The sequence below is a fragment of the Sinorhizobium sp. KGO-5 genome (assembly GCF_036245905.1).
Taxonomy (GTDB): Bacteria; Pseudomonadota; Alphaproteobacteria; order Rhizobiales; family Rhizobiaceae; genus Sinorhizobium; species Sinorhizobium meliloti_A.
In genome coordinates, this window is record NZ_BDIZ01000001.1 from 1,233,658 (window position 1) to 1,255,281 (window position 21,624).

At 64.5% G+C, this 21,624-nt stretch carries 20 protein-coding genes; 13 read left to right on the plus strand and 7 right to left on the minus strand.

The window, feature by feature from the left end:
- Positions 1–55: 55 nt before the first annotated feature.
- On the plus strand, positions 56–535 hold the full coding sequence (locus BHD07_RS05850) for a GNAT family N-acetyltransferase (protein ID WP_018094345.1): 480 nt from the start codon (positions 56–58) through the stop codon (positions 533–535).
- 52 nt (positions 536–587) lie between these two features.
- On the opposite strand, the gene BHD07_RS05855 is transcribed toward BHD07_RS05850, so the two are convergent.
- Positions 588–1,037, minus strand: a complete 450-nt coding sequence (locus BHD07_RS05855; protein WP_100669311.1) for a nucleoside deaminase — start codon at positions 1,035–1,037, stop codon at positions 588–590.
- Positions 1,038–1,111: 74 nt separating this feature from the next.
- Between BHD07_RS05855 and BHD07_RS05860 the strand changes: the two genes are divergently transcribed.
- The 3 genes from BHD07_RS05860 (at position 1,112) to BHD07_RS05870 (ending at position 4,348) form a co-directional block, all read left to right on the plus strand.
- Positions 1,112–2,809 (plus strand): pseudouridine synthase, encoded by a 1,698-nt coding sequence (locus BHD07_RS05860; RefSeq protein WP_100669309.1) that lies wholly within the window; start codon positions 1,112–1,114, stop codon positions 2,807–2,809.
- Between the two features lie 6 nt (positions 2,810–2,815).
- Positions 2,816–3,376 (plus strand): 16S rRNA (guanine(966)-N(2))-methyltransferase RsmD, encoded by a 561-nt coding sequence (gene rsmD, locus BHD07_RS05865; protein ID WP_100669307.1) that lies wholly within the window; start codon positions 2,816–2,818, stop codon positions 3,374–3,376.
- A gap of 72 nt (positions 3,377–3,448) precedes the next feature.
- Positions 3,449–4,348, plus strand: coding sequence for a patatin-like phospholipase family protein (locus BHD07_RS05870; protein WP_100669305.1), 900 nt, complete (start codon positions 3,449–3,451; stop codon positions 4,346–4,348).
- Positions 4,349–4,860: 512 nt separating this feature from the next.
- On the opposite strand, the gene BHD07_RS05875 is transcribed toward BHD07_RS05870, so the two are convergent.
- From BHD07_RS05875 to BHD07_RS05885, 3 genes are all read right to left on the minus strand, one after another.
- Entirely contained in the window at positions 4,861–5,247 is a 387-nt protein-coding gene (locus BHD07_RS05875; protein WP_100669303.1) for a type II toxin-antitoxin system VapC family toxin, read from the minus strand.
- Positions 5,247–5,501, minus strand: coding sequence for a type II toxin-antitoxin system VapB family antitoxin (locus BHD07_RS05880; RefSeq protein WP_100669301.1), 255 nt, complete (start codon positions 5,499–5,501; stop codon positions 5,247–5,249). The genes BHD07_RS05875 and BHD07_RS05880 overlap by 1 nt, the downstream gene beginning before the upstream one ends.
- A gap of 187 nt (positions 5,502–5,688) precedes the next feature.
- Entirely contained in the window at positions 5,689–7,515 is a 1,827-nt protein-coding gene (locus BHD07_RS05885) for a monovalent cation:proton antiporter-2 (CPA2) family protein (protein ID WP_338278388.1), read from the minus strand.
- A gap of 150 nt (positions 7,516–7,665) precedes the next feature.
- Between BHD07_RS05885 and BHD07_RS05890 the strand changes: the two genes are divergently transcribed.
- From BHD07_RS05890 to lpxK, 6 genes are all read left to right on the plus strand, one after another.
- A complete protein-coding gene (locus tag BHD07_RS05890) occupies positions 7,666–9,012 on the plus strand; it encodes a TldD/PmbA family protein (RefSeq protein ID WP_100669297.1) in 1,347 nt (448 codons plus the stop codon).
- A 45-nt stretch (positions 9,013–9,057) separates the two neighbouring features.
- Complete coding sequence (locus BHD07_RS05895) at positions 9,058–9,876, plus strand: 3'(2'),5'-bisphosphate nucleotidase CysQ (protein WP_100669295.1); 819 nt, start codon at positions 9,058–9,060, stop codon at positions 9,874–9,876.
- A 60-nt stretch (positions 9,877–9,936) separates the two neighbouring features.
- On the plus strand, positions 9,937–10,173 hold the full coding sequence (locus BHD07_RS05900; protein WP_018094356.1) for a DUF4170 domain-containing protein: 237 nt from the start codon (positions 9,937–9,939) through the stop codon (positions 10,171–10,173).
- A gap of 37 nt (positions 10,174–10,210) precedes the next feature.
- Complete coding sequence (waaA, locus tag BHD07_RS05905) at positions 10,211–11,524, plus strand: lipid IV(A) 3-deoxy-D-manno-octulosonic acid transferase (protein ID WP_100669293.1); 1,314 nt, start codon at positions 10,211–10,213, stop codon at positions 11,522–11,524.
- A 29-nt stretch (positions 11,525–11,553) separates the two neighbouring features.
- The gene (locus BHD07_RS05910; RefSeq protein WP_100669291.1) at positions 11,554–12,264 is read left to right on the plus strand and encodes an HAD family hydrolase; all 711 of its coding nucleotides are present in this window, start codon (positions 11,554–11,556) and stop codon (positions 12,262–12,264) included.
- A gap of 141 nt (positions 12,265–12,405) precedes the next feature.
- Complete coding sequence (gene lpxK, locus BHD07_RS05915) at positions 12,406–13,446, plus strand: tetraacyldisaccharide 4'-kinase (RefSeq protein ID WP_100669289.1); 1,041 nt, start codon at positions 12,406–12,408, stop codon at positions 13,444–13,446.
- Here the strand turns inward: lpxK and BHD07_RS05920 are convergent, their stop codons facing one another.
- Positions 13,447–13,677 (minus strand): DUF2093 domain-containing protein, encoded by a 231-nt coding sequence (locus tag BHD07_RS05920; protein WP_018094360.1) that lies wholly within the window; start codon positions 13,675–13,677, stop codon positions 13,447–13,449.
- Between the two features lie 93 nt (positions 13,678–13,770).
- Positions 13,771–15,582: a DNA mismatch repair endonuclease MutL gene (gene mutL, locus BHD07_RS05925; RefSeq protein ID WP_100669287.1), complete on the minus strand. Its 1,812-nt coding sequence runs from the start codon at positions 15,580–15,582 to the stop codon at positions 13,771–13,773.
- Positions 15,583–15,823: 241 nt separating this feature from the next.
- Between mutL and BHD07_RS05930 the strand changes: the two genes are divergently transcribed.
- Together BHD07_RS05930 and BHD07_RS05935 are read left to right on the plus strand one after the other, a co-directional pair.
- Complete coding sequence (locus tag BHD07_RS05930) at positions 15,824–17,689, plus strand: response regulator (protein WP_338278395.1); 1,866 nt, start codon at positions 15,824–15,826, stop codon at positions 17,687–17,689.
- Entirely contained in the window at positions 17,686–19,035 is a 1,350-nt protein-coding gene (locus tag BHD07_RS05935) for a putative bifunctional diguanylate cyclase/phosphodiesterase (protein WP_100669285.1), read from the plus strand. Before BHD07_RS05930 ends, BHD07_RS05935 begins: the two co-directional genes overlap by 4 nt.
- Here the strand turns inward: BHD07_RS05935 and BHD07_RS05940 are convergent.
- The gene (locus BHD07_RS05940; RefSeq protein ID WP_198516566.1) at positions 19,008–19,982 is read right to left on the minus strand and encodes a LysR substrate-binding domain-containing protein; all 975 of its coding nucleotides are present in this window, start codon (positions 19,980–19,982) and stop codon (positions 19,008–19,010) included. The two genes, BHD07_RS05935 and BHD07_RS05940, sit on opposite strands and share 28 nt — an antisense overlap.
- A gap of 90 nt (positions 19,983–20,072) precedes the next feature.
- Between BHD07_RS05940 and BHD07_RS05945 the strand changes: the two genes are divergently transcribed.
- Positions 20,073–21,617: a trimethylamine methyltransferase family protein gene (locus tag BHD07_RS05945; protein ID WP_100669281.1), complete on the plus strand. Its 1,545-nt coding sequence runs from the start codon at positions 20,073–20,075 to the stop codon at positions 21,615–21,617.
- Positions 21,618–21,624 lie beyond the last annotated feature (7 nt).

Here is a 21,624-nt window from a genome sequence, read left to right on the forward strand (position 1 = left end):
TGAGAAACTGCGTGCGGCTCCGTTCGCATCCAAGTTTTAGAATTGGTCCAAAGCCATGGCTATCAGCATTCGCGATGCCCTTCCCGGTGACGCTGCGACGATCCTCCGTTTCATCACGGAACTCGCGACTTATGAAAAGGCGCCGCACGAGGTCGAGGCGACTGTCGAGCGCGTGCACGAGTCGCTCTTCGGAGCCGATGCCGTCGCGCGCGCCGTGATCTGCGAGGCCGACGGCAAGCCCGCAGGCTTTGCCGTCTGGTTCTACAGCTATTCCACCTGGCAGGCGCGCAAGGGACTATATCTGGAGGATCTTTACGTCTCGCCGGAGTTTCGGGGCTCGGGCGCCGGCAAGGCGCTCCTGAAGCACCTGGCGCGGACGGCAGTCGCGGAAGGCTGCGGCCGCTTCGAATGGAGCGTGCTCGACTGGAACGAGCCAGCCATCCGCGTCTATGAGGCCGTCGGGGCGGAGCCCATGTCGGAATGGACGCGTTACCGGCTCGCCGGCAAGGGATTGGAAGCGTTCGCAGCGGACTGACACTTCACGCGGTCCCGGGGAAATCGCAACACAGTTTTCGCCGAGGTGATTTTTAACGCCGGCTGGCGAAGAATTCGCGCAGAATGTCGGCGGCCTCCCGCTCGGCAAGACCGGAATAGACATCCGGCACATGGTGGCAGGTGGGGGAAGCATAAAACCTGACGCCGTTGTCGACCGCGCCGCCTTTGGGATCCTCCGCGCCATAATAGAGGCGGCGGATGCGAGCGAAGGAGATCGCAGCCGCACACATGGTGCAGGGCTCGAGCGTGACATAGAGATCGGCTCCCGAAAGGCGCTCGTCGCCGACGGCGGCCGCCGCCTGGCGGATCGCCTCGATCTCCGCATGGGCGGTGATGTCGCTGCGTTCGCGGGTGCGGTTTCCGGCCGCGGCAATCATCTTGCCGTCGAGCACGATGACGGCGCCGATCGGCACCTCGCCGCGTGCCGCCGCCTTTCGGGCCTCCTGAAGGGCCGCCTGCATGAAGCGTGCCGTTTCTGCCATCGTTCGTTCGATAATTTCCTCTTAACCCACGGCCTACGACCTGATAGGACAGCCGCAAAAGGCAGGCAACACAAATGACATCCAAAGACAAGCCCACGAGGCCCGGCGGCAAGGCCAAGGGTCGCGACAAGAAACCTCATTCCGGCAGCGAGAAGCCTGCGGCACGGGCAGCCGGCAACAGTCCGGCAGCGCCCGCCGGTGCGGACGAGCCGCAACGCATCTCGAAGATCCTGTCGCGCGCAGGCGTCGCCTCGCGTCGCGACGTCGAGCGGATGATCATGGAAGGGCGGGTCAGCCTCAATGGCGTCGTGCTCGACACGCCGGTCGTCAATGCGACCCTTGCCGACAGGATCGAGGTCGACGGCCATCCGATCCGCGGCATCGAACGGACACGGCTCTGGCTTTATCACAAGCCGGGCGGCCTCGTGACGACCAACGCCGATCCGGAAGGCCGTCCGACGGTTTTCGAGAACCTGCCCGAGGATCTGCCGCGCGTTCTGTCGGTGGGCCGCCTCGACATCAATACCGAGGGCCTGCTGCTCCTGACGAACGACGGCGGGCTTGCCCGCGTGCTCGAGTTGCCGTCGACCGGCTGGCTGCGCCGCTACCGCGTGCGGGCGCACGGGGAAATCGATCAGGAGGCGCTCGACCGTCTGAAGGAGGGCATCGCGGTCGAAGGCGTTCTCTACGGAGCGATCGAGGCGACGCTGGATCGGGTGCAGGGCTCGAACGTCTGGATCACTATGGGCCTGCGGGAAGGCAAGAATCGCGAGATCAAGAATGTGCTCGGCGCGCTCGGCCTCGATGTCAACCGGCTGATCCGCATCTCCTACGGTCCGTTCCAGCTGGGCGAGCTGCCGATCGGTCAGGTTCAGGAAATACGCGGCCGCACGCTGCGCGAGCAGCTGGGGCCCCGGCTGATCGCCGATGCCAAGGCGAATTTCGACGCGCCGATCTATAACGATCAGCCGGCTGCTGCCGAGCCTGAAGCGGAGCCCGCCAACCACGCAAAGGCGGAATGGGGCAACAAGCGCGAAAAGGCCGAGGACAAGCGGGAGCGTGCTCTTGCCCGTCTCGATACCCGACGCGACGATGGTCGCCCGAATGAACGCGGCCGCAGCCGCGGTAAGCCGGAGGAGCGTCCGGTGCGCCCGCCGGTCCGGCGCAACCGCTCTTCCAACGTCTGGATGGCGCCGGGTGCGCGTCCGACCGTAGAGAAAAAGCCGAAGGCAGCGGAGGACGAGCTGTCGCCGAAGGCGGCGCGGCGCGCGCCTGCGGAAGGCAAACGGCGCGACCGGCCGAAGGACGCTGCGGCGAAAGCAGCGGGCGGCTTCGATGCGGAACGCCAGGGCAAGGGCGGTAAATCCGCCGGCCGCAAGGATGCCGCAGGCGCCGGCGGCTTCGAGAGGCGTCGACCGCTCGAAAGCGCGGAGCGGAAATCCCGCGACCATGGCGACCGTCCGCCGCGCCGGCCCAGCGGCGAGCGAGCGGCCCGCCCGGCCGACGACCGCATCTCGTCCGAAGGACGCAAGGAGAACGCTCGGCCGCCGCGTGGCGACGGCAGGAAGAGCTTCGCCGGCGACCGGCCACGTGCGAACGCCGGCGGCAAACCGGTTGCTGGAAAGCCGGCTTCGGGAAAGCCGGCCGCCCCTCGCTCGTCCGGCCCGCGTGCCGGAAAACCCGCCGGCAGCAGACCCGCCGGAGGCAAGCCCGGCGGTCGTCCGAGCGGCGGTAAGCCGCCGGGCAAGGGGCCGCAGGGCAGGGGGAAGTAGGCGGCCGTGCGCATCGTCGGTGGAGAATTTCGCGGCCGCACGCTGGCCGCGCCGAAATCGGACGATATCCGTCCGACCACGGACCGCACGCGCGAGAGCCTGTTTAACATCCTGAGCCACGCCTATCCGGAGGCGCTTGACGGAACGCGCGTTCTCGATCTTTTCGCGGGCACGGGGGCCGTCGGGCTCGAGGCGCTGTCGCGCGGCTGCCGGCAGGCTCTCTTCGTGGAGCAGGGGGTCGAGGGACGCGGGCTGCTGCGGATCAATATCGAGGCGCTCGGCCTTCAGGGGCGGGCCAAGATCTTTCGCCGCGACGCGACGGATCTCGGACCGGTCGGGACGATGGAGCCGTTTCATCTAGTGTTCGCAGATCCGCCCTATGGCAGGGGTCTCGGCGAACGCGCTCTGGCCGCGGCTGCCCGCGGCGGTTGGCTCGTTCCGGATGCCCTTGCAATCCTGGAGGAGCGCGCGGACGTCCGGCCGCAGTTCTCCGAAAGTTTCGAATCGGTCGACGAACGCGCCTTCGGCGATACGCTCATGCATTTTCTGCGTTTCCGAGGCGCCTGAGACCGGCGCAAAGGCGGTTGGAGCTGTTCAGATTCCGCGTGATCTCGGCCTGCCCCTCGTGCAGGATGGCCGATGACGGAGGTGGCGATGGAGCAGAACCTGTCCACGATACGCAAAGCCGCGGGTAGCGAGGGGGAGCCGACCATCGCGCTTGCCCTCGGCGGCGGCGGCGCGCGCGGACTTGCCCACATCCATGTCATCGAGGCGCTCGATGAGATGGGGCTTCGGCCGGCGGTCGTCGCCGGTTCGTCGATCGGCGCTCTCATGGGCGCGGGTGTGGCCGCCGGCATGAGCGGGAAGGAAATCCGTGAACACGTGCTTTCGACCGTCGGCCGGCGTGGGGAGGTTCTCAACCGCCTATGGCGATTGAGGCCGACCAGTCTTGCCGAGGCTGTGGCGAGCGGCTTCCGCGTCGGCCAGTTCAATATAGAGCGTGTGCTGAAGGCCTTCCTGCCCGAGGCGGTGCCTGTCCGCTTCTCCGATCTGGCCATCCCCCTGAAAATCATCGTCACCGACTATTACGGGCAGACGGAGCGGGTCTGCGAAAGCGGGGACCTCTACAAGGCGCTCGCTGCCTCCTGTGCCCTGCCGGCGGTATTCATGCCGGTGAAGATCGACGGCCGCGTGATGATCGACGGCGGCATCTATAATCCGATCCCCTTCGATCACCTGCGCGGACTGGCGGATATCGTCGTCGCCGTCGATGTCGTCGGCGGGCCGGATGGCGACGGGGAGACGATCCCGAGCCGTATCGACAGCCTGTTCGGCGCGACCCAGTTGATGATGCAGTCGATCATCACGATGAAGATGCAGGCCGGCGCACCGGATATTCTCCTGCGTCCCGATGTCGGGCGGTTCCGCGTCCTGGATTTCCTGCGCGCCCAGGAATTGCTTACCGCCACCAGCGGGACCAAGGACGAGGTGAAGCGCGCGCTGGCAGAGCGCATCGATCGGTGGAAGAAGGGGATATAGGCGACCGAGGGGCAAATGATCTGTTCAACCGGCTTGAAAACATCCCCGGTCGGAGACGCGGGATGCGGGGAGAAAACCGCACGCGCTTTTCTCCCGCTCTAGGGCCTGTCGAGGTTCGGGCCACCCGCTGCGGCTTGTTTAATTGCCTCAGCCAGACCAAGTCCTTGGGCTGGAAAGGCTCTTCCGCGCCGCGGACGCGGCGCTGCTGGATCCCTGTGACGAGCACAGATCGGCTACGATCAAAGGGAACAAGCTTCAACGCCATTATCCATGTCGCAGCAGCCGTCATAAACTCAAAATGAATCTCAACAGGCCTTAGCACAAGTGTTAACAGGCCCTGACATCTCTCCGCCTTTTCCAGCGTCTCGTCGGCAAGATCCGGCAGAGCATCGTCAGGCTGAGTGACTTCACGCTTCGCCTTTACCAGCGGTTCCGGCCGGACGGGCCTTGAATGCAGCATGTCGCGGCCGGCGGTGACCCTCCGCTTCCTGCAGGACCAACTGCGCGAGCCCTTACGCCGCCGGGATATCGGTTTGCGAGAAATCACTTCCCTTGAACAGGAGCGGTTCATTTGTCAGAAAGGCTAGGGCGTAGGAAAAACAATCACCGAAATTCAAACCGGCCGGATGGCGGCCTTTGCCGAAACGGCGCCAGGCACGGCGGGCCTGGTCCATATGCTCGGCGGTTACCGCAACAATCTCCACGTTTGCCTTGTAAAGCCAAAGGTCAAGTTCCGCGCCGGCAGCTTCGCCTAACCGGGTTTCGATTACCATGGCTGCTTCCAGAGCGGTTGCCGCGGAGATGAGCCGAACCGGGTCGTGCGCGATTTTCTCGCGGAAACTTCCGGCCTCCTGTTCATTGAAGGCAATCGCGGCAATGGCGGATGTGTCGATTACCATTATGAGGGGAGTCCATCCTCGTCATAACCGATGATGTCATCGGAGCTGCGACCGTCGAGGACGGGCATGGCATTCCAGCGGCGTTGAATGGCCTCCAGATCCTCCAGAAGGGCCGCGCGCCGGGCAGCGGTGTCGGTTCGGCGCAATCGTTCTTCGAGGGCACGCTTGGTGGCCAGCGTGATGGATTCCCCGGTCCGCCGGGCAAGTGTGCGGGCAAGCTGCTCGGTTTCGATATCCTTGATGCTCAGCGCCATCAGATGCTTCCTGGTTCCTACCGTTCAATATTCTACCATGATGGCGCATTGATATCCAGAACGCACGTCATATTGCGGCAGTAGGGCCGGTCAGAGTCCCTGGGTCATTTCGGCCCTGACAGAAGGGCCTTTCTCGTAGATCCCCGATGTTTTAGTCGGGTCGACCCACAACATGAACGCCCTGATATCACTCCGCCTTTTCCAGCGTCTCGTCGGCAAGATCCGGCAGAGCATCGTCAGGCTGAGTGACTTCACGCTTCGGCTTTACCAGCGGTTCCGGCCGGACTGGCCTTGAATGCAGCATGTCGCGGCCGGCGGTGATGCCCTCCGCTTCCTGGAGCACCAGCCTTGCCTCGTCGCGGCGGCGTATATCGTCCATGATGCCAATTGCTTCATCGCCGTTCACGCCGAGCGCCTCGAGCGTCTTTCGGCCGAAAAGCAGACCAGACTCGAACGTTTCGCGCAATTCGTAGTCGACACCCCGTGCGCGCAGTTCCAGCGTGTGCAGGCGGTCGTAGGAGCGCGCGAAGATGCGGGCATTCGGGTATTCGGCATGGACGAGATCGATGATCTTGTCCGTGACCTCCTTCTTCTGCGTGCACACGGCGACAATCTTCGCCTTCTCTATTCCGGCCGCTCGCAAGACGTCGAGGCGTGTGCCGTCGCCGAAATAGATGCGGAAGCCGAATGTGGCCGCCTGACGCACGCGTGCCGCGGAATGGTCGATGATCGTCACATCGCGGCCGCCGGCGAGAAGGATCTGCGAAGCGATCTGGGCGAAGCGGGAAAAACCGATCATCAGCACGTCGGCGCCGGCGCCCTCGAAATCCTCTTCCATTTCCTCGGCCAGTTCGTCCTGCTTGTGCATCAGCCGCCTGGAGAGCATCGCTGCCACGGGTGTCAACGCCATGGAGAGCGTGACGATGGCGACGAGCAGGGAGGACGTGGCTTGCGAGAAGACGCCGGCCGCGGCGGCTGCGGTGAAGAGCACGAAGCCGAATTCGCCGCCCTGCGGCAGAAGCAGGCCGATGCGCACGGCGTCGTTGTGGCGTGAGCCGGCGGCCCGGCACAGTCCGTAAAGGACCAGGCTCTTTACCAGCATCAGCACGGGAACGGCGATGATGATGCTCCGCAGGTTCTCTGCCACCACATGGAGCTCGAGCGACAGGCCGACCGCCATGAAGAAAAGCGCCTGGAGGATACCGCGGAATGGCTCGATGTCGGCCTCCAGCTCGTGACGATAGGACGATTCCGCCAGCAACACCCCGGCAAGGAAGGCGCCCATCGCCATGGAAAGGCCGGCGAGCTGCATCATCGTCGCCGCGCCCATGACGACGAGAAGCGCGGCTGCGATCATGACGTCGCGCGCGCCGGTGCGCGCGATCACCTGAAAGAGCGGATTGAGAAGATAGCGACCGGCGGCGAAAAGCGCGGCCACGGCGGCGATGGCGATCGCGAAGTCTTCGATCGGCGTGGTCGTATCCTCCGGTGCCTGCGCCGCCATCAGCGGAATGATCGCAAGCAGAGGCACGATCGCCAGGTCCTGGAGCAGGAGAATGGAGAAGGCGCGCTGGCCATAGCGCGTGTTGGTATCGTTGTTCTCCTCCAGGATCTGCATGGCGAAGGCCGTGGAGGATAGCGCCAGGCCGAAGCCGGCGATGACGCTGCCGGCGCCTCCGAGAAGACCGCTGAACGCGATCAGGAACGAAAGAACGGCGCCGGTGATCACGACCTGTGCCGTACCGAGACCGAAGATGTCGCGCCGCATCTGCCACAGCCGCGACGGTTTCAGCTCGAGGCCGATGATGAACAGCAGGAAGACGACGCCGAGTTCCGAGACATGCAGAATCTCTTCGCCCTCCGTGATTTGCAGGGCGACGGGACCGATCAGGATGCCGGCGGCGAGGTAACCAAGGATGGTGCCGAGCCCGAGACGCTTGAACAGCGGCGCTGCGATCACGGCGCCGGCAAGCAGCATCAGCGCCTGCGAATAGATTATCGTTGTCGTTTCCATGCTCGGTGCTTCCGCTATAACGGCCGGGGGACCCGTGGAGAGGGCGTATTCGGCCGCATATCATTTTGCTGCTGGGGCGGGAATCACGATGATGCCCTTGATGCATGCTTCAGTGCACAATAAATGGGACAGGAATGAAAGGCCAAAATCATGTCTGAGACGATCGATTCCGCCGTCCTCGAGCAACGTGCCGCCGAGCTTGTCGATCAGGCTCGCCGCGCCGGCGCGGATGCCGCGGATGCCGTGGTGGTGCGTGGCCGCTCCCGTTCGGTTTCGGTGCGGCTCGGCAAGGTGGAGGCGACGGAAGCTTCCGAGAGCGACGATTTCTCGCTCAGGGTTTTTGTCGGGCGGCGCGTCGCCAGTGTTTCCGCCAATCCGGGCTTCGATTTGAAGGTCCTGGCAGAGCGTGCGGTGGCGATGGCGAAGGCGTCGCCGGAGGATCCTTACGCATCGCTTGCCGACCCCGATCGCCTGGCGAAGTCCTATCCGGATCTCGAACTTTTCGACAACCGGGACGTATCGACCGAAGCACTCACGGAGGCGGCGCTCGCTGCCGAAGGAGCCGCGCTTTCGGTCACAGGCGTCACCAATTCCAGCGGGGCGGGCGCATCGGCCGGCATGGGCGGGCTCGTGCTCGTCACGTCTCATGGTTTCTCCGGCTCCTATATGGCCACCCGTTTCGGCTGCTCCGTCAGCGCCATCGCCGGCGAAGGCACCAAGATGGAACGCGATTACGACTTCGACAGCCGCCTCTATTTCGATGAGCTCCGCACTGCCGAGGACATCGGCCGGGTCGCCGGCGAGCGGGCGGCGGCGCGCGTCAACCCCCGCCGCGTCGCGACGCAGAAGAACGTGACGGTCGTTTTCGATCCGCGCGTCGCACGCGGCTTCGTCGGACATCTTGCGGGAGCCATCAACGGAGCGTCTGTCGCCCGCAAGACCAGCTTCCTGCGCGACATGATGGGTAAGCAGATCATGAAATCGGGCATTGCCGTTACCGACGATCCGTTGATCGTCCGCGGCGCCTCCTCGCGTCCTTTCGACGGCGAGGGGGTCAGCGGCTCGAAATTGTCGATGGTCGAGGATGGCGTGCTGCGCCATTGGTTCCTGTCCACGTCTGCGGCCAGGGAGCTCGGCCTCGAGACCAACGGGCGCGGCGTTCGCGGCGGTCCGGCGGTCAGCCCGGCCTCCACCAATCTCGCCCTCGAGCCCGGCTCCGTCTCGCGCGACGATCTGATCCGCGGCGTCGGCACCGGCTTCTATGTCACCGAGCTCATCGGCCAGGGTGTCAACATGGTGACGGGCGAATATAGTCGCGGCGCCTCCGGCTTCTGGATTGAAAACGGCGAAATCCTCTATCCTGTTTCCGAGGTGACGATCGCCTCCAATCTCAAGCAGATGTTCATGGCGCTGACGCCGGCCGACGACATCGACAGGAAGTTCGGCATCGCCGCGCCGACGCTTGCGATCGAAGGCATGACGATCGCCGGAACTTGAATGTGGGCGGTGCGTTGCACTACAGCGCCGCGTGTAAGGATTTGCATGTCAGAAACAGCCCTTTCGATCCGCCCGGCCTGGGACGAGGACCTCGAACTCATTCTTACCGCTGCAGTCGCGGCGGGCGACACTGCGCTTGGCTATTTCCGCAAGACGCTGGACGTCCGCTGGAAAAATGAGGGCCGTTCCCCCGTAAGCGAGGCCGACCTCGCCGCCAACGACATCCTCAAGGGGCGGCTGCTCGCCGCACGGCCGGACTATGGCTGGCTTTCGGAGGAGACTGACGACGACGAAAGCCGTCTCGTCCGCGAGACCGTCTTTGTCGTCGATCCCATCGACGGCACCCGGGCCTTCATCGCCGGCAAGGATCTCTGGTGCGTCAGCGTCGCCGTCGTCCACCGTGGCCAGCCTGTGGCCGGCGTTCTCTATGCGCCCGCCCTCGACGAGATATTCCAGGCGACCCGCGATGGCGAAGCGCGGAAGAACGGCAAAGCGATTGCCGTGCGGGAGGCGGCATCCGGCGCGGTGCTGAAGGTGGCGGCGGCCGAGGATGTCATGGGCAGGCTGGCATTGCCCTATCGCAACAGGATGATGCGTGTGTCGCACGTGCCGTCGCTCGCCTATCGCCTTGCGATGATCGCGGATGGACGCATCGATGGAACGATCGTCAAGCGGAATTCGCACGATTGGGATTTGGCGGCCGCCGACCTCATCCTTTCGCGCGCCGGGGGGGCGCTTTGCAGTCTCGATGGCGAGCCCTTGTCCTACAACCGCCCGACTGTCACCCACGGCGTTCTGGGAGCGGCCTCGGGAACCGCGCTGCCGGCGTTGCTCGCCGCCTCCAGGCCGCTTGAGCCCCATTGACCTTTAGGGGCGAATGCCGCAAACCACCCCAACACCAATAAGAACACAGATGGAATTTCGATGGCTCACGACTCCGAGAAAAAACAACGGCTGCACCTCGTCTTCGGCGGCGAATTGGCAACGCTCACCGACGTGCAGTTTCGCGATCTGGAAAATCTGGATATCGTCGGCATCTTCCCGGACTACGAGAGCGCGCATGTCGCCTGGAAAGCCAAGGCTCAGATGACCGTCGACAATGCGCATATGCGCTATTTCATCGTCCACATGCATCGCCTGCTCGATCCGGAAGTGAAGTAATGCCGTCGGCGTCGGACGCGGCGGAGGGTAAGCGTTCATGAGCAGCCTGCGCGCAAGGCTGGCACTTTCCGGCTATCGCTGGCTCGGAACGGCCGTCTATCCCTTCTTCTGGTCCTATCTTGCGCTCCGCGCGGCGAAGGGCAAGGAGGACCCGGCGCGCCGGCGCGAACGCTATGGCTATGCTAGTGCGCCGCGGCCCCAGGGCCCTCTCGTCTGGTTCCACGCCGCCAGTGTCGGAGAGACGAATGCAGTCACTCCGCTGATCAAGGAAATCCGCCGCCGCGGCATCGCCGTGGTGCTGACCACCGGTACGACGACCTCGGCGCGCGTCGCCGCAGAGCGGTTGGGCTCGGCCGTCGTGCACCAGTATGTGCCGCTCGATTTCAAGCCGGCCGTGAGCCGTTTCCTGGAATATTGGCAGCCTGATCTGGCGATCATCGCCGAATCGGAGATCTGGCCGATGACGATCATCGAGCTCGGCAGGCGCCATATTCCGCAGGTTCTGGTCAATGGCCGTCTTTCCGACCGCACCTTCGCCCGATGGAGGCGCCGGCCGTCGCTTGCCGATGCTCTCTTCGAAAATCTCGCGCTCGTCATCGCTCAGTCCGATGTCGATGCGGAGCGTTTCCGCACTCTGGGTGCGCTCCCGGTTACGGTCTCCGGCAACCTCAAGGTGGACAACGACGCGCCGCCGCACGATCCCAGAGACCTGCGCGAATACCGCCAGCAGATCGGTGCACGAAAGACCTGGGCTGCGATCTCGACCTTCGAGGGGGAGGAGAATGCGGCCGGGACCGTTCACCAGGCGCTGAAGGAGAGAACCGGCCTGCTGACGATCATCGTTCCTCGCCATCCGGAGCGCTGCGACGCGATCGAGGCTGCCCTGGTCGCTAAGGGGTTGACCGTCGCGCGCCGCACGCGCGGCGATCCGGTCACACCGGAAGTCGATATTCTACTCGGCGACACGATCGGCGAAATGGGGCTCTATCTGAGGCTGACGGAAGTCGCTTTCGTCGGACGTTCGCTTTTCGCCGAGGGCGGCCAGAACCCGCTCGAGCCGGCAATGCTCGGCTGCGCGGTGCTTTCCGGCGGGAATGTGCAGAATTTCCGCGAGACCTACCAGATGCTCGCAAAGAACGGCAGCGCCAAGATCGTGCGCGACACCGAGATGCTCGCCAAGGGGGTCAACTACCTGCTCGCCAACGACGACATGCGTCGCTCGATGATCGATGCCGGACTCGAAACCGTGCAACAGATGCGGGGCGCGCTGACGGCGACGATGAAGGGCCTCGACCCCTACATCAACCCGCTTGTGGTGAAGGCGCGGCTGGAGCCGCGCCCTGAAGCCTGAAACGTGAAGCCTCGACTCTGGAAGGGACCATGCCCGCAACGAAACCGATCGCCGGCATATTGTTCGACAAGGACGGCACCCTTCTCGACTACGTGAAGAGCTGGGTGCCGGTGAATTACGAGCTGGCGCGGATCGCCGCCAAGGGCAATGAGAGCCTTGCGCGTGTCCTCCTTCAGGCGGGCGGGATGGATCCGGAGACCGGATATGTCGTTCCCGATAGCCTGCTTGCGGCCGGGAATACCGTGGAGATTGCCACCGGCATGGTCGGCGCCGGCGCGCCGTTTACAGTGGAAGAATTGACGGCGCTGTTCGACGGGCTCTTTGCACAATCCGCGCATTATGCCGTGCCGGTGACCGATCTCGCGTCCTTTTTTGCCGGGCTGCACGCGAAAGGCTACCGGCTCGGCGTCGCCTCCAGCGACAACGAGCGATCGATCCGGGAAACCGCCAGACGCTTCGGTTTCGAGGACTACCTCCATTACGTCGCCGGCTACGATAGCGGCTATGGCACAAAGCCGGAGCCCGGCATGGTGCTCGGGTTTTGCGCCGCAACGGGGCTTGCACCCGACGAGGTGGCCGTAGTCGGCGACAACAATCACGACATGCATATGGGCCGCAGTGCCGGCGTCGGCATGACGGTTGCCGTTTTGACCGGCACCGGATCGCGCCAGTCGCTTGCCGCGTCTTGCGACCACTGCCTCGCCGATATTACCGAGCTGGAAGCGGTGCTCACGAACTGATCGGCTTGCCTTTTTCTCCGTTCTGACGTTCTTTGTCGCCGGTCACACCGCTCACGGCCGATGTCCGCGGCGGAAAGTTCTGGATTTGCCGTTCCTGCCCTCGATGTGCAGGAGCGGCCGCACGGATATTTACGGGTAAAGATGGTTTCAGAAGCGCCCCCGTTCTGGTGGACCAAGGCCGACTGGCGCGCCTATGCTCTTTGGCCCTTTTCCTGGGTTTACGGCCGGATCGCCGGGATGCGCATGGACCGGGCGCGCCGGGCGACCTCCGCCGTGCCGCTGATCTGCATCGGCAACTTCACCGTCGGCGGAGCCGGAAAGACCCCGACGGCGATCGCGATTGCACGTGCCGCCAGGGCACGGGGCCTGAAGCCCGCTTTCCTGAGCCGCGGCTATGGCGGGTCGCTGGACGTCACGACGGTGGTCGACCCCGAGCACCATCGCGCGCGCGACGTCGGCGACGAGCCGCTGCTGCTTGCCCGCGAGGCCCTCACCGTGATCTGCCGACGCAGGGTGGATGGCGCACGCAAGCTTGCTGCGGAAGGCGCCGATATCATCATCATGGATGATGGCTTCCAGAGTGCCCGGCTCGTCTTCGATTTCGCCCTTCTGGTGGTCGATTCCGGCCGCGGTATCGGCAATGGCCATCTCGTGCCTTCCGGCCCGGTTCGGGCGCCGATCGGCAATCAGCTGCGCCATGCCAACGCTCTCCTGAAACTCGGCCACGGCTCCGCCGCCGATACTCTCGTCCGCCAGGCGGCACGGGCCGGCAAGCCCGTCTATGTGGCCGAAACGGTGCGCACGGATACAGGGCCGCTCGACGGCGTCAAGGTCCTTGCCTGGGCCGGGATCGCCGATCCGGAAAAGTTCTTCAAGACCGTTCGCGAGACCGGCGCGGTGATCGAAGAGACCCGGACCTTCCCGGATCACCACCATTTCTCCGAGGACGAGATTGCCGATCTGGTCGACCGTGCCGCAAGCCGGGGCTATACGCTGGTGACCACCGCCAAGGACATGGTTCGCCTGGAGCCCGGCCACGGGCGGGCAGGGGAACTGGCGGCGAAAAGCCGCGTGATCGAGATCGAGGTGCGCTTCGACGATCCGGCAGCGCCGGGTGCAATCATCGACGCGACACTTGCCTCCGCCCGCGCCCGCCGATTGCGCGAGCGCAAGACGGGTTAGTCAAGCCTGACCCGCCAGGCCGCCGGCGCGTCGTTCCGCTTCGAGCGAGGCGTCCGCGTCGGCGTAAGCCTCCTGGCGCGCGACGCTCCAGTACCTGAGTTCATCGACCGGAACGGGCTTGCCCGTAACGGCACAGATCACGTGCGAGCCGGCAAGTACGACTTGGAAGTCTCCGTCGAGATAGCGGATCTTCGCCTCCCGGGAGGAGCTTCCTTCAAAACGGTTCATCATGCCTGAACGGGCCTCGTCTTATCGTGGACGTCCTGATCTATCGCGGCGCTCTGCAAAAAACCAGCGGTTTTGGAAGATGGTTCCAGCAGGGTCTCAGCTCCGCCCGAAAAGCCGCTCGATGTCGGCCAGCTTCAGCTCGATATAGGTCGGCCGGCCGTGATTGCACTGCCCGGAGCCGGGCGTGGCCTCCATCTGGCGAAGCAGAGCGTTCATCTCTTCGGTGCGCAACCGGCGGCCCGAGCGAACCGAGCCGTGGCAGGCCATGGTGGCGGCGAGATATTCGAGCCGGCCGGCGAGCCCACCGGCCGTATCCCATTCCGCAAGCTCGTCGGCAAGCTGGCGAACCAGTCCGGCGGCGTCCATTTCTCCGAGCATCGCCGGCGTTTCGCGGACGGCGATCGCCGCGGGGCCGAAACGCTCGATGGCCAGTCCCAGGCGCGTGAACTCCTGCGCATGCGCAATCAGCCGGTCGCAATCGTCTTCCGGCAGGTCGACGATCTCGGGGATCAGCAGCGCCTGCGCCGGTACCGGGCGGGCGTGGAGCGCCGTTCGCATCGTCTCGAAGACGAGACGCTCATGGGCGGCGTGCTGGTCGACGATCACGAGCCCGTCGTCGGTCTGGGCGACGATATAGTTTTCATGAAGCTGGGCGCGGGCGGCACCAAGCGGGAAGGAAACCGCCCGTCCATCGGCGGCCCGCGTCGCCTCGACGGCGGCGGCAGCGCTGCGCGCCGACGGCTGGGCGAAATCGGAGAAGGCCGCCTGGGGTGCTTCTGCAAAACCCCGCGCGGCCTCGTCGAAGCGCAGCGGCCGATAGGGCGAGACGGCGGCCGTCCAGGGCTCCTGCGGCCTGTCTGCCCGGTGGAACTCGGGACGGAAGGCGCGCATCAGCCCATGCGCCCCGGTCGTCGCCGCCCGGTCTCCCTCACGCGCCAGTGCCTCGCGGATGGCGCCGATGATCAAGCCGCGGATCAGTCCGGGATCGCGGAAGCGCACGTCCGATTTTGCCGGATGGACATTGACGTCGACGAGAGCCGGGTCGAGCGTGATCGACAGCACCGCGATCGGGTAGCGCCCCTGCGGAATGGTCTCGGCATAGGCGGCGCGGATAGCGGACATGATCAGCTTGTCCTGGACCGGCCGGCCGTTGACGAAGGCATATTGCTGAAGCGAATTGCCGCGGTTGAAGGTCGGCACGCCGGCAAAGCCAGTCAGCCGCGCATCCTCGCGCTCGGCGTCGATCTCGATGGCATTGTCGCGGAAGTCGCGGCCGAGCACTTGCGCCATCCGCGCCAGCCGGTCGTCGCCTGTTGCGGGGAATTCGAGCGTCGTGCGATCGGAGCCGGAAAGCACGAAACGCACTCTCGGAAAGGCGATCGCCATACGCCGGACGACTTCCGAGATCGCCGCCGCCTCGGCCTTTTCCGACTTCATGAATTTCAGCCGCGCCGGGGTCGCGAAGAAGAGGTCGCGCACCTCGACCACGGTGCCTACGATAGCGGCCGACGGCCGGGCGGGCTCGCTCCTGCCGCCGGTGACCGTGATCGCCGCGCCTTCCCGGGCCTCCGCCGTCCTCGTGGTGATCGACAGGCGCGCCACCGATCCGATCGAGGGCAGGGCTTCGCCGCGGAAACCGAGCGTCCGGATATCGGCGAGGCTGTCGTCGAGCTTGGAGGTGCAATGGCGGCGGATCGCCAGTTCGAGATCGGCCGGCGACATGCCGATGCCGTTGTCGGTGACCCTGAGGAGCGTCTTGCCGCCACCGGCGGTCGCAATCTCGATCCTCGTCGCGCCCGCATCGAGCGCGTTCTCGATCAGTTCCTTCGCGGCGCTCGCCGGTCGTTCGATGACTTCGCCGGCGGCGATCTGATTGATGAGCGTTTCGGAAAGTTGCTTGATGGCCATGCCCTATTTTCCAGGATTCGGAGAGGGAGGGAAAGCCCCGCGCGCACACTTCTCCAAGGCTGCCGGCCGGCACTCTGCAAAAAGCGGGATTGCGACTTAATCGGGCTTTAACGTTCTGCTGCAATTTTCCACTGCAACCCGAATGATCGTCGGGTTTTTGCCTCTGGAGCACCGCGGCGTTGCTGGACGCCGCCCGCATCCCTTCAAAAGGATGCCTCAAAGGCGGCCAGCATGTCCCGAAATGAAACCGCTGCTGATCGGTTGGCCGGACCGTAGCCGGGCCGGGAAGGCCGTTCAGCGGACAGAGTGCTACAGCACCCGTTATGCGTCCAAGGACGACTGGCGCTGTAGCGGGAACGAGGGCAGCGCGATGAATGATGTGGCGTCGGGCGGCGCAGACATCAGCAGGATCATTCTGGAGGCAAGCGGTGAAACGCTTGGCGCCGCCTTGCTCGTTTTCGGCCGGGACGACACCATCACCTTCGCAAGCGCCTCGATACTGCAATTTTTCCCCGTGCCAGCCGCCATGCTGGTTCCCGGGACGCGGCTGCGCGATTTTCTGGGGGCGGTATACGATACCGGCGTGCGCCCCGGAACCTTGCCGGAGTCCAGCCGGCACAGGCCGAACCGCGAAGACTGGATCGCCGAGCAGATGGCGCTCCACTGGCGGGAACGCTACGAGAATGTCGAGAGGGCCGGCCGTACGCGCTGGCTCTCTCTGCGTCAGCGGCGGCTGTCGAGCGGTATCGGCCTTCTCGCCGTCAGCGACGTCTCCGAACAGAAGAAGCGCGACGAGCAGGCCCGGACCGATCTCCAGCGGATCGCCCTGACGGAAGAGATCCTCAACGCTCAGCCCAATCCCATCTGCGTCAAGGACAGCAACCTCCGCTACATCGCCGTAAACAAGGCCTTCTACGTCATCCACGATCTCGCGCCGGAGGCCATGCTCGGACGTTCCGCCTCGGACCTCGTAGAAACGGAGCTTGCGAAGCACTTCGAACGGTCGGACCGCCACGTCCTGGAGACAGGCATGCCGCATTCGGAGGCGGAGCATATCGTTCGCGCCGACGGCAGCGACCTTTGGGTCGTGACGCGCAAATATCGTATCGGCCTGCCCGGCCGCCATTTCGTCGTCACCTGCATGACCGACGTCACCGATATCGCCGTCTGGTATGACGGCTCGGAAAAGGGCGGCGACACCGGCCTGCAGATCCGGGACTATAGCATCTTCACGCCCGCGCAGAATTTTTACGATCCCTTCCGGTCGCTCGACTTGCAGCAACTCGCCCACGCCGGATCGAAGATCGACATGCTGCCGGCTCGGGAATTGCGCGTACTTCTGGCGACCGCCGACCGGGACATGGAAGAGCGATTCGTGGCGCGGCTGCGCGGCTCCGGGCTCGACGCCTGTGCGGTCCGCAATGGCGAGGAACTCGACGCCTTCGCGCTGGCTGCCGAGGCCCGCGGATTGGAGATCGACCTTCTTCTGCTCGACACCGCTTTTCCGGAGAAGCATCGCGTTCTCGCCTCCTGGCGCGCCTGTACCAGGGTCGAGGTATCGGGCGATATGGATGCGACGATCCTGCTTGCGGAGATCTTCGCTGTCCGCGCCCGCGACGCGCGTTCGCCGTTGATGCAGCCCGAATGGGGGATTGCGCTCGACCGCGATCTCGCGCCCGCGACGCATGCGCCGACGGTGGAAGTCCTCGTCGCGGAGGACAACCAGGTCAACCAGTTCGTCTTCGCGCAGATCCTGGAGGGGCTCGGGATTTCCCACCGGATCGCCGCGGATGGAAGAGAAGCGGTGGACCTCTGGCACGAACTCCAGCCCGCCCTGGTTCTGATGGACGTCTCCATGCCGGTGATGAACGGCTTTGAAGCCGCCATTGCCATTCGACAGGCCGAGAAGGGCACGGGCCGTCGCACGCCGATCGTGGCCGTGACCGCCCAGGCGATCGATATCGACCTCGAGCGCTGCAGGACATCGGGAATGGATGACCACATCATGAAGCCGGTCAGCCCGGATATGATCGAGATGCTGCTGCGGAAACACCTGCCGGCGGCCGAAAGGCGCGTTTCGGGTTCTGGTCGGAGCGGATCACAATGACATTGCAGGAGCTCGGTATCGATCGGGCGAAGCGGGACAGGCCGTATAGTGCCTCCTTCGTCGATCCATTGACCGAGCTCGGCAATGCACGCCACCTCAAGCAAACCGTCTGCGCCCTCGCGGCCGAACGGGCAAGCGATCCCGCACCCTTTACCATCGCCCTTGCAAATCTGGACGGGTTCAAGCCGATCAACGACCTCTTCGGCCCTGAGGCCGGCGATCAGATCCTGCGCCAGGTGGCGCACCGGCTGAAGGCCTGCGTTCCCGAGGGCGCGACGGTGACGCGTACCGCGGATGACGAATTCGCCATCGTCCTGCCGCTGGTCTTTGAACGAAGGAGTGCGGAGAAGCGCGGCCAGATGCTAAAGGAAGTGCTCTCTTCCCCCTTCGCACTCGGCGACCGGAACGTTCGGCTTTCGGCCTCGTTCGGCTTTGCTGTCTTTCCCTTTGCCGGAGACACGTTCGACGACCTGCTGAAGAGCGCCGATACCGCGCTCTACCGCTCCAAACGGCGCGGCCGCGGACAGATCACCGTCTATTCGCAAGAGATCGCACAGGAGATGAAGCACGCGACGCAGCTTGAGCAGGCACTGCGCAATGCTATCATCGCCGGTGGGATCGATGTCCACTTTCAACCGATCGTCGATCTGCGCAGCGACCGTCCGGTGGGTTTCGAGGCGCTGGCGCGGTGGTGCGACGCCGACCTCGGCTATGTCTCGCCGGCCGTCTTCGTGCCTTTCGCGGAAGAGCGCGGATTCATCGACGCGCTTTCCGAAATGCTTCTGCGCAAGGCGGCGCGGGCTGCCCTGTCCTGGCCGGAGGACCTCTTCCTGTCCTTCAACCTGTCCTCGGTCCAGCTGATGGATCCGGCGACGAGCGCTCGGCTCCTGGCAATCACAGCTCAGGTGGGCCTCGACCCCCGGCGCCTCGAACTCGAGATAACCGAGACCGCTGCGATGGCCGACGCCGGTACTGCCCAGAGGATCGTCACCGAATTGAGAGCGGCCGGTGTGCGCGTGTCGCTGGACGATTTCGGAACGGGCCAGTCGAGCCTCGGGCGGCTCAGGGATTTTTCCCTCGACAAGGTGAAGATAGACCGGACCTTCGTTTCGGGGATTTCCACCGACCGGACTTCAGAACATATCGTCAAGGCGATCGTTTCGATGTGCGAGGGGCTGGAACTCGCCGTGGTCGCCGAAGGCATCGAGCATTCATCCGAGGCGCTGAAGCTCAAGGCGCTCGGCTGCGGCCTGGGACAGGGCTATTTCTACGGCAAGCCCGCCGATGCCGATGCCACCTTGCGTTACCTTTCCGAGCATTACCCGGATATGGCGGCGGCGCGCTGAAGCGCCTCATGCCCGCTTGCGGTTTCGGCTCCCGAACGGTCGCTGCGGCCCTCCTCCAAAAGCCAGTCGCGGATGCGGCGCGCCTGACTGTTGAGTTCGCGTGACCGCGGCCAGACGACGTAGAAGGCCTGGCCCGTCTTCAGCACATGCCCCCCGACCGGCACCAGCGCGCCGGAGCGCACCTGTCGGGCGGTCAGATGCTCCCAGCCGAGCGCAATGCCCTCTCCCGCCAGCACGGCCTGGATCACGAGCACGTAATCGTTGATCGCGAGCCGCTTGCCTTGCGCCGGATAGGCAAGGCCCGCGCTCGCGAACCATTCGGTCCAGTCGCAGGCCCGCCTTACGGGCTCTTCGAGGTGGATAAGATTGTGCCTGATGAGGTCCGCGGGCGTTGCCGGCAGCCCATGCGTCTCGATATAGGCGGGAGTCGCCACGGCCTGGATGACTTCATCGGCCAGCACCGCCGCATGATAGCGCGGCCAATGGCTGGGGTCCCCGCCACGAATGCCGAGCGGGATCGGCTCCTCATCCAGATCGAGGTCGCGCACGCTTGTCTGGATGCGAAGGTCGATCTCCGGCAGGTCTTCGCGCAGCCGGGCTAGCCGCGGCAGCATCCACATGGAGGTGAAGGCCGTCGAGGCCGCCAGCGTCACATTGGTCTCGCGCCCTTTGGCGCGGATGTCTTCGGCCGACTTCTGGATCCGCGCGAGGCCGACCGAGACATCCGCGTGAAACTTTTCTCCGGCCTCCGTCAGTTCGACGGCCCGGTGCACACGGTGGAACAGCGGCACGCCCAGCTGGTTCTCGAGTCCTCGAATGGCGTAGGACACCGCTGCCTGAGTCATTCCGAGCTCGCCGGCAGCGCGTGTGAAGTTCTGATGCCGGCCGGCTGCCTCGAAGACGATGAGGCTCGCGGCAGACGGTAGGAGACGGCGCAGGTTTTCCATAAGCACCACTTATATCAAGCGTCGAATTTTTCCTGCGTTACAATAGCCTTTCTCGTCAATACCATCATTGCAAATGATGGGAGATCGACCATGGAAGTGTTGGAAGCAACCGGCGAGGCGCCGAAACGGACCCGGAGCGGGCGACCGCAGCGACGCGAGGGCGGCAAGAATCTCGGTGTCCCCTACATCGCCCGCAATATACCGACCTATGACATCCTCGGCGAGGAGAACCTGGAGCGGATCGAAGGGGTGGCCGACCGCATTCTCGCAGAAGTAGGCATCGAGTTTCGCGACGACCCGGTGGCGCTCGACCACTGGCGGCGCGCCGGGGCGAAAATCGAAGGCCTTCGCGTCACCTTCGAGCCGGGGATGCTGAAAGAGATCGTCCGCTCGGCGCCGGCGCAATTCACGCAGCACGCCCGCAACCCTGCCCGCAGCGTCGAGATCGGCGGCCGCAACGTGGTGTTCTCTCCGGCATACGGTTCTCCCTTCGTCATGGATCTGGACAAGGGCAGGCGTTACGGCACCATCGAGGACTTCCGAAATCTGGTGAAGCTCGCCCAGTCGAGCCCCTGGCTGCACCACTCCGGCGGCACCATCTGCGAACCGTGCGACGTGCCGGTGAACAAACGTCATCTCGACATGGTCTACAGCCACATAAAATACTCCGATCGCGGCTTCATGGGGTCGATTACCTCGGAGGAACGCGCCGAGGATTCGATCGAAATGGCCCGCATTCTTTTCGGTGCCGATTTCGTCGACGGCAACTGTGTCATTCTCGGCAATGTCAACGTCAACTCGCCGCTCGTCTGGGACGGCACGATGACGAAGTCGCTGCGGGCCTATGCTCGCGCCAACCAGGCCGCGGTGATCGTGCCGTTCATCCTCGGCGGCGCGATGGGGCCGGTCACCAATGCCGGGGCGATTGCGCAATCCTATGCCGAAACGCTTGCCGGCTGTGCGCTGACGCAGCTCGAACGCAAGGGCGCGCCCGTCATCTTCGGAAACTTTCTTTCCTCGATGTCGCTCCGCTCGGGCTCGCCGACCTTCGGCACGCCGGAGCCGGCGATAGGCAGCATGGTCATCGGCCAGCTCGCGCGCCGGCTCGGCCTGCCGTTGCGCTGCGCCGGAAACTTTTCAAACTCGAAGCGCCCGGATGCTCAGGCGATGCAGGAAGGCGTCATGTCGATGCTGTCGGCGGTCCATTGCGGCGCCAATTTCGTCCTGCACTCGGCAGGCTTTGCCGACGGCCTGCTGGCGATGTCCTACGAAAAATTCATGATGGACATGGATTTCTGCGGGGCGCTGCATTCCTATCTTGCCGGCGTCGTTGTCGACGACAATACGCTCGCCATGGATGCCTTCCTCGAGGTGGGTCCCGGCAGCCACTTTCTCGGCTGCGAGCACACGATGCGCAATTATCAGACCGCCTTCTGGGACAGCGCCCTTTCCGATAACGAACCCTTCGAGAAATGGGTGGAACAGGGCGAAACCGACATGGCGCTGCGCGCGAACAGGAGCTGGAAAAAGGCTCTCGCCGAATACGAGGCGCCGCCCTTGGATGCGGCCATCGACGAAGCGCTGAACGACTATGTCGCAACGCGCAAGAACGGCATGCCCGACGCGTGGTACTAAATGCAAA

Excerpts from the sequence above, each read along its gene's own strand:
- BHD07_RS05850 (WP_018094345.1), top strand. The coding sequence starts at position 56 with ATGGCTATCAGCATTCGCGATGCCCTTCCCGGTGACGCTGCGACGATC.
- BHD07_RS05855 (WP_100669311.1), bottom strand. The coding sequence starts at position 1,037 with ATGGCAGAAACGGCACGCTTCATGCAGGCGGCCCTTCAGGAGGCCCGA.
- BHD07_RS05860 (WP_100669309.1), top strand. The coding sequence starts at position 1,112 with ATGACATCCAAAGACAAGCCCACGAGGCCCGGCGGCAAGGCCAAGGGT.
- BHD07_RS05870 (WP_100669305.1), top strand. The coding sequence starts at position 3,449 with ATGACGGAGGTGGCGATGGAGCAGAACCTGTCCACGATACGCAAAGCC.
- BHD07_RS05875 (WP_100669303.1), bottom strand. The coding sequence starts at position 5,247 with ATGGTAATCGACACATCCGCCATTGCCGCGATTGCCTTCAATGAACAG.
- BHD07_RS05880 (WP_100669301.1), bottom strand. The coding sequence starts at position 5,501 with ATGGCGCTGAGCATCAAGGATATCGAAACCGAGCAGCTTGCCCGCACA.
- BHD07_RS05885 (WP_338278388.1), bottom strand. The coding sequence starts at position 7,515 with ATGGAAACGACAACGATAATCTATTCGCAGGCGCTGATGCTGCTTGCC.
- BHD07_RS05890 (WP_100669297.1), top strand. The coding sequence starts at position 7,666 with ATGTCTGAGACGATCGATTCCGCCGTCCTCGAGCAACGTGCCGCCGAG.
- BHD07_RS05895 (WP_100669295.1), top strand. The coding sequence starts at position 9,058 with ATGTCAGAAACAGCCCTTTCGATCCGCCCGGCCTGGGACGAGGACCTC.
- BHD07_RS05900 (WP_018094356.1), top strand. The coding sequence starts at position 9,937 with ATGGCTCACGACTCCGAGAAAAAACAACGGCTGCACCTCGTCTTCGGC.
- waaA (WP_100669293.1), top strand. The coding sequence starts at position 10,211 with ATGAGCAGCCTGCGCGCAAGGCTGGCACTTTCCGGCTATCGCTGGCTC.
- BHD07_RS05910 (WP_100669291.1), top strand. The coding sequence starts at position 11,554 with ATGCCCGCAACGAAACCGATCGCCGGCATATTGTTCGACAAGGACGGC.
- lpxK (WP_100669289.1), top strand. The coding sequence starts at position 12,406 with ATGGTTTCAGAAGCGCCCCCGTTCTGGTGGACCAAGGCCGACTGGCGC.
- BHD07_RS05920 (WP_018094360.1), bottom strand. The coding sequence starts at position 13,677 with ATGATGAACCGTTTTGAAGGAAGCTCCTCCCGGGAGGCGAAGATCCGC.
- mutL (WP_100669287.1), bottom strand. The coding sequence starts at position 15,582 with ATGGCCATCAAGCAACTTTCCGAAACGCTCATCAATCAGATCGCCGCC.
- BHD07_RS05930 (WP_338278395.1), top strand. The coding sequence starts at position 15,824 with ATGAAACCGCTGCTGATCGGTTGGCCGGACCGTAGCCGGGCCGGGAAG.
- BHD07_RS05935 (WP_100669285.1), top strand. The coding sequence starts at position 17,686 with ATGACATTGCAGGAGCTCGGTATCGATCGGGCGAAGCGGGACAGGCCG.
- BHD07_RS05940 (WP_198516566.1), bottom strand. The coding sequence starts at position 19,982 with ATGGAAAACCTGCGCCGTCTCCTACCGTCTGCCGCGAGCCTCATCGTC.
- BHD07_RS05945 (WP_100669281.1), top strand. The coding sequence starts at position 20,073 with ATGGAAGTGTTGGAAGCAACCGGCGAGGCGCCGAAACGGACCCGGAGC.